General features: G+C 45.0%; 5 protein-coding genes. All 5 read right to left on the bottom strand.

The annotated features are described in order from the left end of the window. Window positions 1-1795: condensation domain-containing protein (locus AC1DP6_RS35290; RefSeq protein ID WP_477059102.1), on the bottom strand; the 1795-nt coding region annotated here is incomplete at its 3' end. Between the two features lie 16 nt (window positions 1796-1811). Then, window positions 1812-6863, bottom strand: coding sequence for an amino acid adenylation domain-containing protein (locus tag AC1DP6_RS35285; RefSeq protein ID WP_477059101.1), 5052 nt, complete (start codon window positions 6861-6863; stop codon window positions 1812-1814). Window positions 6864-6896: 33 nt separating this feature from the next. After that, window positions 6897-8615, bottom strand: coding sequence for an AMP-binding protein (locus AC1DP6_RS35280; RefSeq protein WP_477059100.1), 1719 nt, complete (start codon window positions 8613-8615; stop codon window positions 6897-6899). Window positions 8616-8677: 62 nt separating this feature from the next. Continuing rightward, window positions 8678-13456 carry an amino acid adenylation domain-containing protein gene (locus AC1DP6_RS35275; RefSeq protein ID WP_477059099.1) on the bottom strand — a complete coding sequence of 1593 codons (4779 nt, stop codon included), beginning with the start codon at window positions 13454-13456 and terminating at the stop codon, window positions 8678-8680. A 38-nt stretch (window positions 13457-13494) separates the two neighbouring features. After that, on the bottom strand, window positions 13495-17232 hold a 3738-nt coding region (locus AC1DP6_RS35270), incomplete at its 5' end, for an amino acid adenylation domain-containing protein (RefSeq protein WP_477059098.1).

The raw sequence follows: 17232 nt of genomic DNA, 5'->3' as shown, positions 1-17232 counted from the left end.
TACCGGCTATCATGGCGATACCACGATCCATACAGATGGCTACCGGCATCCCCGATTTTACACCCTGCAGCATCAGATAATGTGCCAGCTGATTTGACCATGCATTCAGTTCTCCGTAACTGATCTCCCGGCCTTCGGATACCACCGCCACTTCTGCAGGCTGCAATGCAGCCTGCGACTCAAACAAATCTATCACCGTTTTTGCTTCCGGATAAGCAACCCTGGCCATATTGGCACCCTTCAGCCACTCATTCAACTGTGTGGCTGAGTGCAACATCAGTCTCCCCACCTTCTCCTGAGGACTTTCGATCATTTGCTTTAACACCTGCTCAAAATGCGCCTTAATATGCTTTATATAGGATTCGTTCAATAAGTTATTATTGTAGCTGAATCGTACAGAGATTTCATCCGGATTAATCACCACCCTGATACTCAAAGGATAATTAACATGATCCTTCACCTGGATATTCTCTGTATGCAAAAGCCATTTGCGGGAAGCAACCACTCCACTTACCGGGTAGTTTTCAAATACCAGTAAACTATCGAATAAATCGCCTGGGATACCGACCCACTCCTGGATGGTATTTAAGGAAGTGTATTGATATTCCCTGCTTTCCACATGCTTTTGTTGAATGTATTGTAACCATTCTCCTATCTTTTGTTCCGGATTTATTTTCACACACAGTGGCAGTGTATTGATGTATAGTCCCACCCTTTTTTCCACCCCTTCCAGATCATGCGGGCGCCCTGAAACGGTAACGCCAAAAATGATATCGTCTTTACCGGTGTAACCATATAGCAGGAAGGACCAAATGCCCTGAATGACCGTATTTAATGTCACTCCGCACTGCTTTGCATAGGTGATCAGTCTTCTGGTAGTCCCATTATCCAACTGCAGAAATTCTTCCTGGAATCCGCCTATCCCCTTGTTTCTATCCGCCTTCTCCGTAATGAAAGGCGACAGGCAATTTTCGCTGACGCCCTCAAAGTGTTTCCGCCAATAGGATTCTTCCTGTACTTTATTTTTGCTCCTGATATAACGGATATAATCTTCATAAAGATCTTCGGAACGAGGTATCAGCTGTTTATGTGTCATCAGCTGCTCATAGGCCAGCAGCAATTCTTCAATCAGGATCTGCATAGACCAACCATCTGTCAGGATATGATGGTGGGTCCACAGCATCCGGTAACGGTTGTCTTCCCACCTTATCAAACCAATGYGCATCAGCGGTGCCATATTAAAGTCGATCCCTTTCCTGTACTCCTCCGCCTGATACTCCTGAAATGCTGCTATTTGTTCCACCTCATCGAGGTGCCTGAAATCAAGGATTTCAAAAGGCATCTTCACCACTTGATGGACGCACTGTACAGGTATATTAAACCGATCGTGATGGAAACTGCTACGGAGTATGCTATGACATTGAAAAAGATAATTCCAGCATTCCTGAAATACGTCCGTATTCAGATCTACCAGGTCACAAACAAATTGTTCTGCATATCCTCCAGCCTGCGCATCAAACAGACCATGGAACAACATCCCCTCCTGCAAACTGCTCAACGGATATACCGCTGTAATATCCGGGAAGTTGTCTCCAACAGCGTCCGCCGGGATAGTGGAGATATAATCTATCAACTGTTCTCTGTTCTCTTTGATAAAATGTATGATCTCCTTATCTCCTTTTACCGCATCCAGCCGCTCTTGAGACAAGTTCTTATCTCCTTCCAGCTTCAGCTTTCCATTTTCATATCTCAAATACAAACCAAGGTGTTCCAGTTTATCGACAAAATGTTTCATTTATAAATTTTAATCACTAAAATTCCAGGATCGTTTTATTGTCAGATTTCGCATTTAAGGTGCCGCCTGTCACCGGAAAGGGTCGCTCTCCCTTCAGGTTATATTCTGACGAAGCATATATTTCATCAGAACTTTTGTGCTCCACACAATGACGGATCAGTAAATCCAGGTTTGACAGATACATCCTGGACAACTCCCTCACCGTGGTTTCCCGGTAGTGCAGCTTACTGTAACGCCAGTTGATTAACAACTCTCCTCCGGCAATCATACCATTCAATGAGATTTTTTCATCTACAATAAACATGTCACTCGTATCAGATCCGGACGACTCATTTGCGCCCGAGAACCATTCACTTTTGTTCGTGATATTATCCAATTGCCCCAGGAAATTAAAAACGATATCCCATGGAATTATTCCCTGCAGCTGTGCTATTTTATTGATGTATTTCAATACGCCGTAGCCAATTCCTTTGTCAGGAACGTGACGCAATTGTTCTTTCACTCCTTTCAGCAAATCCCCCGCATGGCTGTCGTGTGTGGTGGTTAGTAATACCGGGTAAATATTTGCCAGCCAGCCTACTGTGCGGCTCAGGTCTGATCTTTCACCTATATCTTCCCTTCCATGCCCTTCCAGGCCAACAATCACTTCTTTCCTTCCGGTCCATTGACTAAGGGTTTGTGCCAATGCCGCTAACAGAAGGTCATTCATTTCCGTGTCATATACCCGGGGAACATGCCGCAACAAAGTATGCGTTTGCGCCTGTGACAGCCGGCTAAAGACAAACCCGGTATCGCTCACTCTGATGATTCCGGCATCTTCCATATCCACCGGTAAAGGCTTATAAGCATTGGTTACTCCCTTCCAGTAGTCTGATTGCGATAACAACCGTTCAGTTTTTCCATAGCTTTCCAATGCCTGAAACCATTGCCGGCAGGAAGTACTTTTCTCTTCCGGACTGATCTGTGCTCCTTTTTTCTGTCCGGAAAGCAATAATTCCAAATCTTCCAGCAAGATCCGCCAGGATACACCATCTACCACCAGGTGATGGACAACGATGAGTAATCTGTTCTCGTTTTCCGCGTCTGGTGTTTTCATTAATACCACCCGTACCAGGTTTCCGGTTTCGATATGGAGTTGCTGCTGATACTTTACCGCGCAATACCCGATTTCCTGTCCCAGGTTTTCCCGTGTTGCGGAACGCAAATCTTCCACCAGGAAGACTTTCCTTTCATGACCGTATTCCTGTTGCCATCCGGAGACGATGGTTGTATACGTAAACCGCAAGGCATCATGCTGGTTCATCAACGCGGCAACGGCTTGTTCGAGATCTTCTTCCGTGACACCTTTTTTTATACTAATTAAAACGCTCTGATTAAAACAGGCATCCTGCGAATGTTTTGTTTCAAAATACCATTGCTGCGTAGGTAGCAGACCACTGTTTCCCGTCAGCAGCCCTTGTTCACCGCGATCATGCAACACCACTCCTTTTTGATCAATCAGGTATTTTGATAATGCGGCAATCGTTTGGTGTGTGAAGATATCCGCCACCCTAAGTTCGTAGCCGGCGCGCCTTGCTCTGCTGACCATCTGGATGGAAATGATCGAATCACCACCTAATTGGAAAAAATTGTCATGCGTACCGACACGCGTTACACCTAACAGGTTTTGCCAGATAATAGCCAAGGTTGATTCCAGCACATTCTGTGGTGGCACATATTGTGTTTTCAGTGACTCATCTGCGATCACTTGCAAGTCAGCCAATTGCTTCCTGTCTACCTTGCCATTCGGAGTCAACGGAATATGCGCTACTTCAAGCAGCAGGTGTGGCACCATATATTCAGGCAGCTTTTCTTTAAGATAGGTTTGCAGCACCGGAGCGGAGAGTGCAGGTTTTTCTGTCCATTTCCCACCAGGAAAAACTTTTGAATAAAATTTCCCTGAAGACAGCACTTTGGATCGTTTGTTTGAAAGATAATAAAAAGGCTCCCGGCTGCCATCCATCCTGATCAATTCCCCTTCAATGCCAAGGTCGGGACAAATTTGCCCTTCGGGCAATGACCGCCACCCTTTGGCTTTTATTACGTCTCCTTTTTTAACGGATACAGGAGATTCAAATACCGGCCAATAGATAGGCAGAAAACTTTTTTGGTTCTGGAAAATATCATATACGATATCAGGTCTTGTATATAGATGCAGCCATACTAAAAAACCGCTGATTTCCGAATCCGAAATAATAGTCAGCTCAACATTCCACTCCTTGTCTAATGGCAGATACTGACTCAGCTCCAGGACTTCAAAATCATCTGCAGTAGACACCAGGTCGCTCTCTGTTACATTTTGCAAGCCAATCCGCAAATCGAATACGCCACCTGTAAAGTCAAATATTTCTTTCAGGTACTGCCCGCCTGTTTGTGTGAAGGCGTAATTCATACGCTCCTCCTTCAGATTGATCGCAGCGATTTTGGTGCGGCTGCGATAAGGTATCATACAGGATTCATCCTTCAACCATTTACGTGCGCTGTTCATAATAGGTACGCAGCCGTCTGTACTTCCCATATTGCCCACTAAAGCACAGATACAATAGTCCACCTTTTCCGGTAATTCCACGTCCATGATATTGCCATGTATAACAATAATTTTCTCTTCAAGACCCAATGACTTAACCGTATGTTTGGCGCGGTAGTAGGCATCTTCTCTCAACTCTATGGCATATACTTTTTCGGCGCCTGCCTGGATACAGTACTGCGCTAATATTGCGTCCGGCCCTGTTCCCACGTCCATCATCACTTTTCCTCCGGCAATCTGTTCTATTGCTTTTCTATAGCTATTCACCCTGGACGCGTCATTGTTCATCGCGAAATAGGCCATCTCATTATATCCCAGGTACTCTGAGATGGATGGCCATATCTGCATCCTGTTCTTTTTAACATAATATCCTGTGAGTGCCTTTTCACTATTATTCAGCAATGCAACACCTATGGCAGCATCTGCAACTCCGTCATGCTGCTGCATACATTTCTCAATCTCCTGAAGTTCTATGCGATATCCGTTTATTTTCAACTGATCATCTTTTCGTCCCCGAAATTCCAGCAAACCAGCGGCAGACCAGCGGCCCATATCTCCGGTACGATACAGCAACGTCCCCGGGTCGTAAGGATGTTCTACAAATCTTTCTGCCGTTTGTTCTGCTCTTTGGAAATACCCTTTCGACACACCTGGCCCGCCTATACAAATCTCCCCATCTATTCCGTGCGGCAGCAATTCCAGTTTATGGCCCAGTATAAATATCTGTCCCTCTCCTATGGGGCGGCCAATGATCGTTCCTTTTGTATCAGCAGTAATATCGTTCGCCTCGTAAGAAAGATCCGTGGTAAATATTGTTCCCTCGGTTGGGCCATATGTTACCGTAATCACGGCAGTTCTGAATATTTTTGCAAGGGCGTACAACAAACTATCCGGTATATAATCTCCTCCTATAAATACCTGTTGGATATGATCAAACTGCGCCTGCATATTGAGTTCTCTGATCTGATTCACTATCTGTCCGTACAAGGCAGGCACGGTATCGATGGCATTTGATGCTGCCAATACCGCCAGCAACTGATCCGAATCAGTCAGCTGTTCTTTGTCGAGCACCAAAATGGTACCGCCGGAAATCAAGGGCGTTAATAGCTGAAAGAGCGAAATATCAAATGCATTGGAAGCAATAAATGGCAGTGTCAATGGTTTTTCCTTCACATACCGTGTCCACACGTTGCCTAAAAAATGATTAAGGTTTCCATGGGTAACTACTACTCCTTTTGGCTTCCCGGTGGAACCGGAGGTATAAATAATATATGCTTCATCCCTTTCTCTGATATCCCCTGGGATCTCCTCTTCTTCACAAGCCTCCAATGCATTGATCAGTGCCGGCACCTCCACACACCTGCAGGTAATTTCCCCTGCCAGATATTGCAAGGAAGCGTCCATGATCAGCAAGGAAGGCTGTGCATCTTCGAGCAGACTGCGAATTCTGTCGGCCGGATTATTGATATCGACCGGAACATATACCAAGCCATTCTGCAACAGGAAAATAGCGATAGCAGGCATCCATTCCGTGCGTTTCACGACAACGGCTACACGATCTCCTTTGCGCAATTTCAATTGTGTACGGAAATAGTGTACTGATTTTTTCGCCAGCGAATTCATCTGGCTGTAAGTCAGTCCTGCTTCCTTATATACAATCGCGCTATGCTCTCCCCCGGCTGCAAGTTGCCTTGACACGTGGCCGGACCATTTAAAATCCTGCCCGGGACCTGCCGATCCGGACTGCTTCCCCCCCAGCTGGAGTAACTCAATGCGTTCTTCACCGGATAAAATATCTATCTCCTCAATGACGATATCCAGTTGTTGAATAGACTGTCTGATCACCTCCTGAATATGATTAAAAAAAATATCTAACCCAAAGGGCAACTCCGTCGCGGAGGAAACAGCCACTGTGATCTCTTTCCCTTCTACCTCCAGCTCAACCCGGAAAGGCTGATTCGCCGCTTCGCTTATTGTATGCAGAGATTTACAGGAGAACAATACATCAAACTGCTGATCGTTGGATAGCACATTCAGTTCTTCATAAATCCTACTCACTGGATAACGCTGATGTTTGATAGCACCAAGCACAGTCTCCTGTATTTTAACCAATCGTTCTTTAAAAGTAGTAGTATCACTTGTCCAGCACAACAGTGGCAATAGATCGTTGTAGTCATTTATACCCTCGCGCAAACTGGGTGAGGCTACTGCGAAATAACCAGGACCTTTGTATTTACTAACGAGTATACTAAATGCCGTTAGAAAGTAGATATAGAGAGAAAGATCATTCCCTTTGCATAGGGCAAACAATTTCTCCGCCACCTCATCATCCGGTTTAAATCGTTTCATTTCACGTACACCGGTATTCTCCGAAGGGAATAACATGTACTCCCTGTCACCAGATAGGATCGTCCCGATATTGGCTAACCAGTACTTCCTGCTTTCCACGTAGCTTTCGCTCGTAAGCAGCATACTCTCTTCAACTGAAGTTGTCTTTTTCATTTATGGAAAGGATTTAACATGAATAATTAACTGTTACGACATCACCTTTTGGTCTATAACAGCCAACTCGCGGAGGATATCTTCGTATTCGCCCTCCCGGTAAGCATCTGTGAGGATATAATGCTGGACTTTCCCACTAGTGGTTTTGGGGATTTTCCGCACAGGAATAATATGATCTGGCGACAGCCCTACTTCCGCTACCAGTGTACGTAAAAGCTGGTATTTCAGCGGAATAAAAGCAGTCAGTTCTTCTTTAAAAATTACAAAAATGAGTAATTCCTCTTTCTGCTTTTTTTCATTCCAGCAGGAAGTCACTACTAATTTTCCCAGCTCCATCTCTGGTATTGTCAACAGGATATTTTCAAGGTCATGAGGGAAATAATTTTGACCATTAATGATGATCATGTGTTTATTTCTGGCGGTGAATACGAGTCTTTCTCCTATTAAAAATCCCAGGTCACCTGTTTTAAGCCAGCAGTCATCAGCGAACAAACGGGCAGTTTCTTCCGGCAGCCCATAATACCCCTGTGTGACATTTCCTCCCCTTATTTCTATTGCGCCCAGGTATTTTTCCGGCAGCACCCGGCCGTCATGTGTGATACGCACTTCGCAATCCGGCAAAGCGTATCCCACTTCAACAAAACAGGGGGTCTTTTCGAAGTCATCTGAAAACACAATAGGGGAGCCGGGTTGCAGACTTTTTCGTTCAACAAAATAGCTCCGTACTTCATCTCCCGCATCCGGCATACTCACCGCTACTGATGCCTCTGCCAGTCCATAAGACGGATACATGATGCCCGGCTTTAAATGATATGTTGATAATGCCGCTGCAAATTCCATACAGACCCTTGCAGATATCTGCTCTGCGCCGTTAAACAGAATCCTGATGGCAGACAGATCCCAATCAGGTGCGCCGCCCTTCCGGAGAGCCGTAAGAAAAAACTGTAATCCGAAGTTGGGAGAATACAACTGTGAGATCTTTTTCTCCGATACAATGTTCATCCATAACAGCGGTCTTCTGACAAAAAGATTGGTTGGCATGATATATTGATGAACGCCGGCGAATATGCCACACATATGAAAACAAAGCATGCCCATATCGTGACTCAACGGCATCCAGCTTAGCATGGAGTCATCTTTTGTCGTTCCTGATCTTTTCAAAATGGCACTGACATTGGCAAACAGATTGCCATGGGTCAGCATTACGCCCTTGGGAGTTCCTGTGGAACCTGATGAATATTGTATATACGCAATCTCCTCTGAGCTGACGGGGATATCAGAGAAATATTTTTTACCCGGAGTCATCACAAAATCCAGGTTCACTGAACGATCCAGCATTTGTGAGATGATCTCCCGGTCTTCACCCTCGAATTTCAGGAAATGTTTGATCGTTTGCTTACTGGCCACCAGCCAGGGATTGGAGAGTTGCTTCCATACCCTGCGCGATTTCCGCTTCTGCTCCGGTTGATTACCAACCGACAACGGTATCGGAATAATTTTACCCATGATGCATGCCCAGAAAATGGTCAGAAATGATGCAGAGTCTTCCACCTGGATGACGACTTCCTCACCTGGCGCTATTCCACTTTCTATTAGCTTATGCAAACAACACGCTACCTTGTCAAAAAATGCAGCATAAGTATAGTATTGCATGTCATCTGCGGACTCAATAAATGTAATGCCTTTATTGACCTCCGTGCTAAGTTGCTTAAATACATAACTAATGGTTATTTCTTCAGAAACTGTCTTCATAAATTCGCGGTATTTATTATAAAACGATCCTTATGAGGTTGATAAAAAAGGTCGGAATGCTTTTAGATACTTCTTCCAAAATCAAAATCAAATAATCCCTGATAATCTATTTCCTGGCTTTCGGCAAGATCCGTTTGCCGGATAGTTGTATGGGGTAACATCTCAGTGATCTTTCTCAAAGGGTTACTGATGATATCGAATAATAGCTGCTCATAATAAAATTGTATCCCGGCAATGGTTTCTCTCTGGAACAAATCCCGGCAATAAATGATATTTACCCGGAGTGTCTCTTTTTCTTCAACAACAATAACCCCGATGTCTGATTTTGCCGGACTATTTCCGTAGCTAACGGAAGTAAGTTCTACGCCTGTCATCTTCTCTTTCGTCCTGTCATACTCTTCAGACTTATTTTGTACCACCAGCCATATCTGGAAAAACGGACTTCCATTGGGATCTCGTCCTTTCAACAGTTTCTCTGCTACTTTCTCAAAAGGCGCCTCATGATTTTCATAAGCTTCTTTTGTTGTTTGGCGTACTTTTTCGAGCAACTGTATGAAATTCATATCGCCGGTAATTTCATCCCTTAGCACAATCATATTCACGAAAAGACCAATCAATCCACTCACCTCGTGTTGAGAACGATTGGCTATTGTGCCACAGACGGCGATATCTTCCTGTCCGGTATATCTGTACAGCAACGCTTTGAATGCAGCCAGCATGACCATAAACAATGTAGCATCTTGTTGCCGCATCAATGCCTTAATTTTCGCAGTATTGTTTTCATCGATGGAGAAACTCATTTCATCTCCCTGTCTGCTCTCTCCGGAGCGTCGCTCCCCATCCAATGGTAAATGCAGTGGTTCCAGCCCTCTTAACTTTGCTTCCCAATAAGCCAGTTGCTTGTCTATGAGTTCACCCTGTAAATATTTTCGTTGCCAGATCGCGTAATCAGCGTACTGTACTGTTATTTCCGGCAATACATAATTCCGGCCTTCTGCTAATGAATTATATATTTCAACAAACTCCTTTTCCAATATTATAAATGACCAGGCATCTGCCACAATATGATGCAGTAAAACAATCAGGATATGTTCCTCTTCTGAAAGGTGAATAACGGACACCTTCAACATGTAGTCTTTGGTAAGGTTGAAAGGTTTTCTTACCAACTCATCGATCTTCGCCAACAGCCCTTTTTCATTTTCTTTTGCGATCCCTGTAATGAAATTCAGTTTCCATTGACTACTCTCGCCTATCTTCTGGCAAGTCTGATCATCATGCTGCTCAATAACGGTCCTCAATACTTCGTGGCGCTGTACAATCGTTGAAAACGCGCCTTCCAGGGCTTCCTTATTGAGATGACCACGGATACGCAGCACTATCGGAACATGATACTGCACGCTTCCCTCCAGCTGATCAATAAACCATAGTCGTTCCTGAGCGAACGATAAAGGAATATAGGTCGTATCCGGTTGTTTTTCTATTGGAGGAAGAGAAACGTTGTTGATCCTTGATTCCAGGAAAGCTGCCTGGTCCTGTATCGTCAGGTAGTCAAAAACATCCGCAATGGAAAGGTCGATCCCCAATTCTTTGCGTATAGCCGACACCAACTTGATAGCCAACAGTGAATGTCCTCCCAGTTCAAAAAAATCGTCTTTTACACTTATCCGGTCTACACCGAGGAGGTTTTGCCAGATAGTAACCAAGAGCTTTTCCAACGGGGTATCCGGCAATACATATCCATCTTCAGATACTTCTTTCTTTACCGGATCCGGCAAGGATTTTTTATCGACTTTTCCATTGGGGGTAAGAGGAATATTTTCTACCTGTATCAGGAAAGATGGGATCATGTAGGCTGGCAACCTGGTTTCCAGGTAGTTCACCATTTCTTCTTTGTCAAACACACCGTTCGCTACCACATAAGCCGTCAGTAGTTTGTTGCCGAGTGTATCTTCTTTCCCGAGTACTACCGCCTGGCTCACTAATCCACTCTGTAATAATACGCTCTCTATTTCACCGGGTTCCACGCGAAATCCCCTGATCTTCACCTGCTCGTCCACTCTGCCGAGGTATTCTATATTTCCGTCGGGCAGCCATCTTCCCAGGTCACCCGTCCTGTATAGTTTTTCAGCAGTACCCATCTCAAATGGATTTGCCACAAATTTCGTTTGTGTTAATTCCGGGTTGCCCAGATAGCCTCTGGCAAGACCGGTTCCTCCAATATAAATCTCCCCTCCGATACCAGCCGGACATAACTGGCGATCCTTTCCAATATATATTTTCTTGTTATCAGATGGTTTTCCAATAGGTATAAACTGCTCATATTGCTTGGTGGCATCCACCTTATACAGCGTGGCATTTACAGTTGCCTCCGAAGGTCCGTAAGCGTTATAAAACTGTTTGAACCTGCTGTAGAACATCGCATCATCCACTCTGCATGGTTCGCCTCCTGTGATCAATATCCTTAAGAAGGGCATTTCAGCTTTTCCCAACAGATTTAAATAAGAAGGTGTAACTGTAAAAACTGATACTCTTTTCTCTTCGAGGTATGCTAAAAAAAGTGATACATCCTGCACCGTTTCATGCGATGGCAGCACCAGGGCTGCACCTCCCAGCAATGCTGTGAAAATATCCAGTAAAGATGYATCGAAGGAGGAGGAAAAAAACTGGATGATCCTGTCTTCCGGAGTCACCTGTAATTCCCGAATATGATGAAGCGCCACATTTACCGCTCCAAGATGCTCTATTAGCACCCCCTTTGGCGTTCCGGTTGTACCTGAAGTATAAATGCAATAAGCCAGGTCAGAAGAAGTAATATTTGTGGGAAGATTAGCACTTTCACCCTGGAATATGGAGGAATCATCCAGTGATATCAGTTCGATCTCCCCCTGTCTTTGCTCCGTGAATTTTGATACAACAGAGGGGTCAGATTTTATCAATGCCAGTTTGGCGTTACAATCGGCGATGATATACTGTATTCTTTCCGCCGGATATTCCGGATCTACCGGTACATATGCTCCACCCGCCTTCATCACCGCAAAAATGCCGATGATCTGCGCTATGCTTTTTTCTTTACAAACGGGTACCAGTACATCCGGCCCAACGCCTTTGCTCCTTAAATACAAAGCCAGCTGATTGGATTTTTCGTTCAGCTCACGATAGGTCAACTGCTCTTCCTCTAATATAACAGCAATTTTTTCGGGATATCGCACTACTATTTCTTCAAAAATATCTACTACCGTTTTATACCTGGGGTAACTAACAGATGTGTTATTGAATACCGACCACTGGTCAAGTTCTTCGGGCGTAATCATTTGCAGATCTCCGATCTTACAGGAAGGATTCTCTATCACCGCACTGATTAATTGCTTCAAATGCGCTCCCATACGGCCGATCGTTTCCTGTGTAAAAACATCCTCACAATAGGTCAGATCCAACCGAAGACCTGCGGATGATTCCATCACATCCAGGCTGATATCCAACTGTGTATCTGTTTTCCGGAAATTCTCTTCTGCCAGTTCCAGCCAGGATCCCAGATTCAGTTTTCCCGTCTGTGGTAAATGCTGATAAGAAAACTTCACATCAAAGATCGGGTGGCGACTCCTGTCCCGCTTTACATTCAATACCTCCACCACCTTTTCAAAAGGTATTTCCTGGTGTTCAAATGCATCCAACACCTGCTTCTTTACTTCCCGGAGAAAATCGCTGAATCCCGGATTATCCCGAATGATAGTGCGCAATACCACGGTATTGATAAAGAATCCAATTAACCCATTCGTTTCAGGTTGCTCTCTTCCTGATACGGGTACGCCTATACAAATATCATCCTGCCCGCTATACCTGTAAAACAGTACTTTAAATACGGCCAGCAATATCATAAATAAAGTAACTCCTTCCTCTTTACAGATCAGTTGGAGCGCATTCATGGTCTCTTTATCTATTTCGAAACGGATACTATTACCGTTGGTGCTCTGAACAGGTGGTCTGTTATAATCTTCCGGCAGTTTTATCGGAACAGCACCTGACAATTGGCGCTCCCAATACGCAAGTTTATTCTCCAGTAATTCACCCTGTAAATATTTTCGCTGCCAGATAGAATAATCTCCGTATTGTGCTTCCAAATCCCGCAGCATGGGGGCGCGCTCCTGTATAGCGGATTCATATAATTCGCTCAATTCCTTCACCAAAATAGGTATTGACCACGCATCTGATGCGACATGATGCATCACTACTACCAGCACCCATTCTTCCGACGTCTTCCTGATGAGATTTGCGCGGAGCATGTAGTCTGCAGACAGATCAAATGGCGTTTGAATAATGGCATCTATCGTTGATGACAAGTTACCGGATGTGGTATGCTCCGTTATATTCAGTTGCCAGCTCCCTGCTTTTTTTACCCGCTGATAAACCCCACTTTCATCCTGCTCAAAAACAGTCCTGAGTACTTCATGCCGCTCTACGATATTCCTGAAAGCATTTTCCAGCACCTGTTCGTTTAGCTGCCCTTTCAGTCGTAGTACGGAATAAAGATGATATTGTATACTCCCCTCCAACTGATCAATAAACCATAGCCGCTCCTGTCCAAAGGATAAGGGAACACGCGTCCCCTCCTCTCTTAAATGACGGGATATACGTTCTATACCTGGGCTATTAGTATCATCCTGGCTTAGCAGCTGCTTTATCTCCTCTCTGTATTTCTTAATTTCATCAACAAGCCCGGCCTCCGCAATAGTATTTTTCGCGACTTTCATCTTCACCTTACCCTCCTCCAGGAAGAGCGATATACCGTTATTTCTGGCTTTATTTATCAGCAGGAATATATGATTCAGATTATCTTCTTTCATTTTTCTTGTTTAAAAAGGTATCATTATTAAGCAACCATCTATAATTCGAAGACATCATCCACAGATGTATCAACGATTTCCCTCGCTGATTGCAGAACAGCGATGTACCCTGCCAGTTCTGCAATCGTCTTAAACTGAAAAAATCTTTTTATAGATACGTTTACATTCATTTCCTTCTTTATAAAGGCACTAATCTTTACTATTAACAAGGAATGTCCGCCCAGCTCAAAGAAATTATCATTGACCCCTACCTGCTCTATCCCCAGTAATGCCGACCATATTCCTTCCAGTTGTTGTTCTGTTTCATTACGCGGCGCTACATACTGATCCTCCAGTTGTTTTAATATATCCGGATTGGGCAATGCTTTCCTGTCTACTTTACCGTTAGGGGTCAGTGGAATTTTTTCGAGCTCCACCCATATACCCGGCACCATATATTCCGGCAATTGGTCTTTCAGGTAAGTCATCATCACCGTTTTGTCCAGCGCACCATGCGCCACCACGTAACCGACCAGGCTTTTATTCCCTCCTTCCGCTTCTAATACCTGCACCACTCCTTCGCTGATCAGACCACTTTGCCGCAATGCGCTTTCTATTTCGCCCAACTCAATACGGTAACCCCGGATCTTTACCTGCTCATCCCTACGGCCCAGGTACTCAATATTACCGTCCGCCAGCCATCGCCCGAGGTCTCCGGTCTTATACATCCGTACGGTTGTTTCCGGATGGAAAGGATCGTTAATAAAACTTTTTCTTGTTTTTTCTTCCTCGTTCAGATATCCCCTCCCTACGCCAATACCCGATATACATATCTCGCCAACGATGCCTATCGGACATACTTGTCCGTCCTTATCCAGGATGTAAACAGACATATTCTGAATCGGTTTCCCTATGGGTACGTTGCTGCATTGGGGCGTGTCCCCCATCACATAATATGTCACATCATCAGAAGCTTCCGTTGGGCCATACACGTTAGCCACTTTGATTGAAGGATAACGATCAAACCATTTACTGATAGTTTGCGGGGTGACTGCTTCGCCTGTCACCAATAAATAAGTTAAAGCGTGCAGATCCCATTCCCTGTCAGCGCTAACGATGTCCAGAATATTTTTCAGGTAGCTGGGAACCACCTGTAGTATAGTTACTTTATCATGGATCAACTTCCGCACGAATTTTTCTGCATCCAGTATTGTGGCATAATCATACATAACAGTAGTACCTCCGGTGATCAATGCACTTAATAATTGCCATACGGAAATATCGAATGTAAACAGTGCATTCTGAGCCACCCTGCTGGTTGCATTCATCTGTAACATTTCTATAAATGCTATCGTGTGATTCAGCATGCCCTTGTGTTCTATCATCGCCCCCTTCGGATTGCCGGTTGACCCTGATGTGTATAACACATAGGCCAAATTGGAGGCGGTATGCCGTTGCTCAGGGTTTTTCGTACTATATCGCGATCTCTTTTCCTTGAATATATTTAACGCGTCTTCATCCAACAGCAATTTGGTTTTCGCGTTGTCCTGAATGTATTGTACTCTTACTGCCGGATAACCCGGGTCTATTGGAATATATGCGCCCCCTGCTTTAAATATTCCAAGTATGGATACGATCACCCACTCACTTCTCTCCAACATCATTCCTACAAATTCATCCGGGCGTACATCGTAGTGTTGCCGCAGGTAATCCGCCAGCTGGTTGGCGCGTTCATTCAGCTCCTGGTAGGTCAGTGTTTCTGCGCCACATATAACAGCAATAGCATCGGGGGTCCTGTCCACCTGCTCTTCAAACAACTCCACAGTTGTTTTATCTTCGTCATTAGATACAATTGTATTACTAAATGTTTTCAGTAATTGTTCCTCCTCCAGTGCCGGCAGCATCCGAAGTAGTCCGATTTTACCTTCCGGTGCAGCCACAATACTACTGAGCAGCTGTTCATAATGCGCCAGCATGCGTAACATGGTTGACTCTTCATATAAGTCACGGCAGTATTCCACATTTACCTGTAAGCCTGTTTCGTGCTCCTGAATAGAAAATGCGATGTCGAACCGGGCCGTGGTATAGTTGAAATACTCAGGTGATATTTTGATTCCTGCCAAAATTTCTGCGTTCTCATCCGGGCTTTCCTGATACTGCCAGTCAAACATTACCTGGAACAACGGGCTGCGACTTAAATCCCGCTCTCTTACCACTTCTTCCATTACCTTTTCGAACGATACTTCCTGATGCACATATGCTTCCAATGTAGTATCCCGTATTTGTAGCAACAGCTCTATGAAAGAAGGATTTCCACCCAGGTCACTACGCAATGCCAATGTGTTCACAAAATATCCCACCAGGCCCTCTATTTCCTGCTGTCCCCTGTTAGCGGTCAGACTTCCCACACAGATATCTTCCTGACCACTGTAGCGGTATAACAGTACCTTGAATCCGGCCAACAGCGTCATGAACGATGTAACTCCTTTTTCGCGGCTCAATAGCCGTATCTGGTCTGTTAATGCTTTGTTGATAGTGTAGTGTATTTTTCCACCCCGACTGCTCTGAATAGCAGGGCGGCTAAAATCTGTTGGCAGGTTGAGCGGAGTAACACCGTGTAAGCGCTCCCGCCAGTAATCCAGCATTCCTGATAACACGGTTCCCTGCAGGTATTCACGTTGCCAGATCGCATAGTCTGCGTATTGCACATTTAATACTGGGAGCTGTGCGCTTCGCTGCAGTCCGTGCGCATTATACAACGCTGACAACTCATCCACCAGGATCGGCAGCGACCAACCATCTGAGGCGATATGATGCATCACTATTACGAGGATGTATTCCTGCCCACTCAAAGGGATCAGGTAAACGCGCAGATTATAATCGGTTGACAGATCAAATGGAATACGGATCAGAGAGGCAATCTGCAACTGCTGATCTGACCGGGGCTCCAGTTTCTGCATCTGCCAGCCGCCAGCCTCCCGTACCTGTTGATAGGCTTGTCCATCCTCTTGGTTAATGACCGTACGGAGCACTTCATGACGAGCTACAATACTGCTGAAGGCCTGCGCCAGCGCAGTTTCATCCAGGTCGCCCTTTAACCGTACCACCATTGGAATATGATATTGCACATCCCCTTCCAGTTGATCAATAAACCACAACCGCTCCTGGCTATATGATAAAGGAATTCTGGAAGGCCTGTTTTGTACTTCAATAGATGGTAACAGGCTGCCTTTATCTTTTCCCTTGAGATGATTGGTCAGTTGTGCCACCGTAGGATAGAAGAAAAGATCTTTAATAGCTACATCCCATTTCAGTTGCCGCCGGATAGCGGATATGATCCTGGTAGCCAGCAAAGAGTGACCACCCAATTCAAAGAAATTATCGTATATCCCTACCCGTTGTACACCCAGCAATTTCTGCCAGATGGTTGCCATGATAGCTTCCGCCGTATTACGTGGCGCTATATGGTGGCCAGTCAATTGTGATGACATATCGGCGTCCGGTAAGGCTTTCCGGTCTACCTTCCCGTTGGAAGTAAGTGGCAGTTCCTTCAGCTCTACCCACAACGCCGGTATCATATATTCCGGCAGATGATGCTTCAGGTAACTGTTCATCGCTGCTTTGTCAACATCTTTTTCCATCACCACATAACCTACCAACCGCATGTTACCAGCACTGTCGCTACGGGCCTGCACTACCGACTGCCTCACCAGACCACTCTGCTGCAACACCTGCTCAATTTCTCCAGGCTCTATCCGGTAACCACGGATCTTCACCTGCTCGTCTTTCCTGCCCAG

This window comes from Chitinophaga sp. 01L420 (genome assembly GCF_056399985.1).
This window is presented reverse-complemented; position numbering and strand designations above follow the sequence as displayed.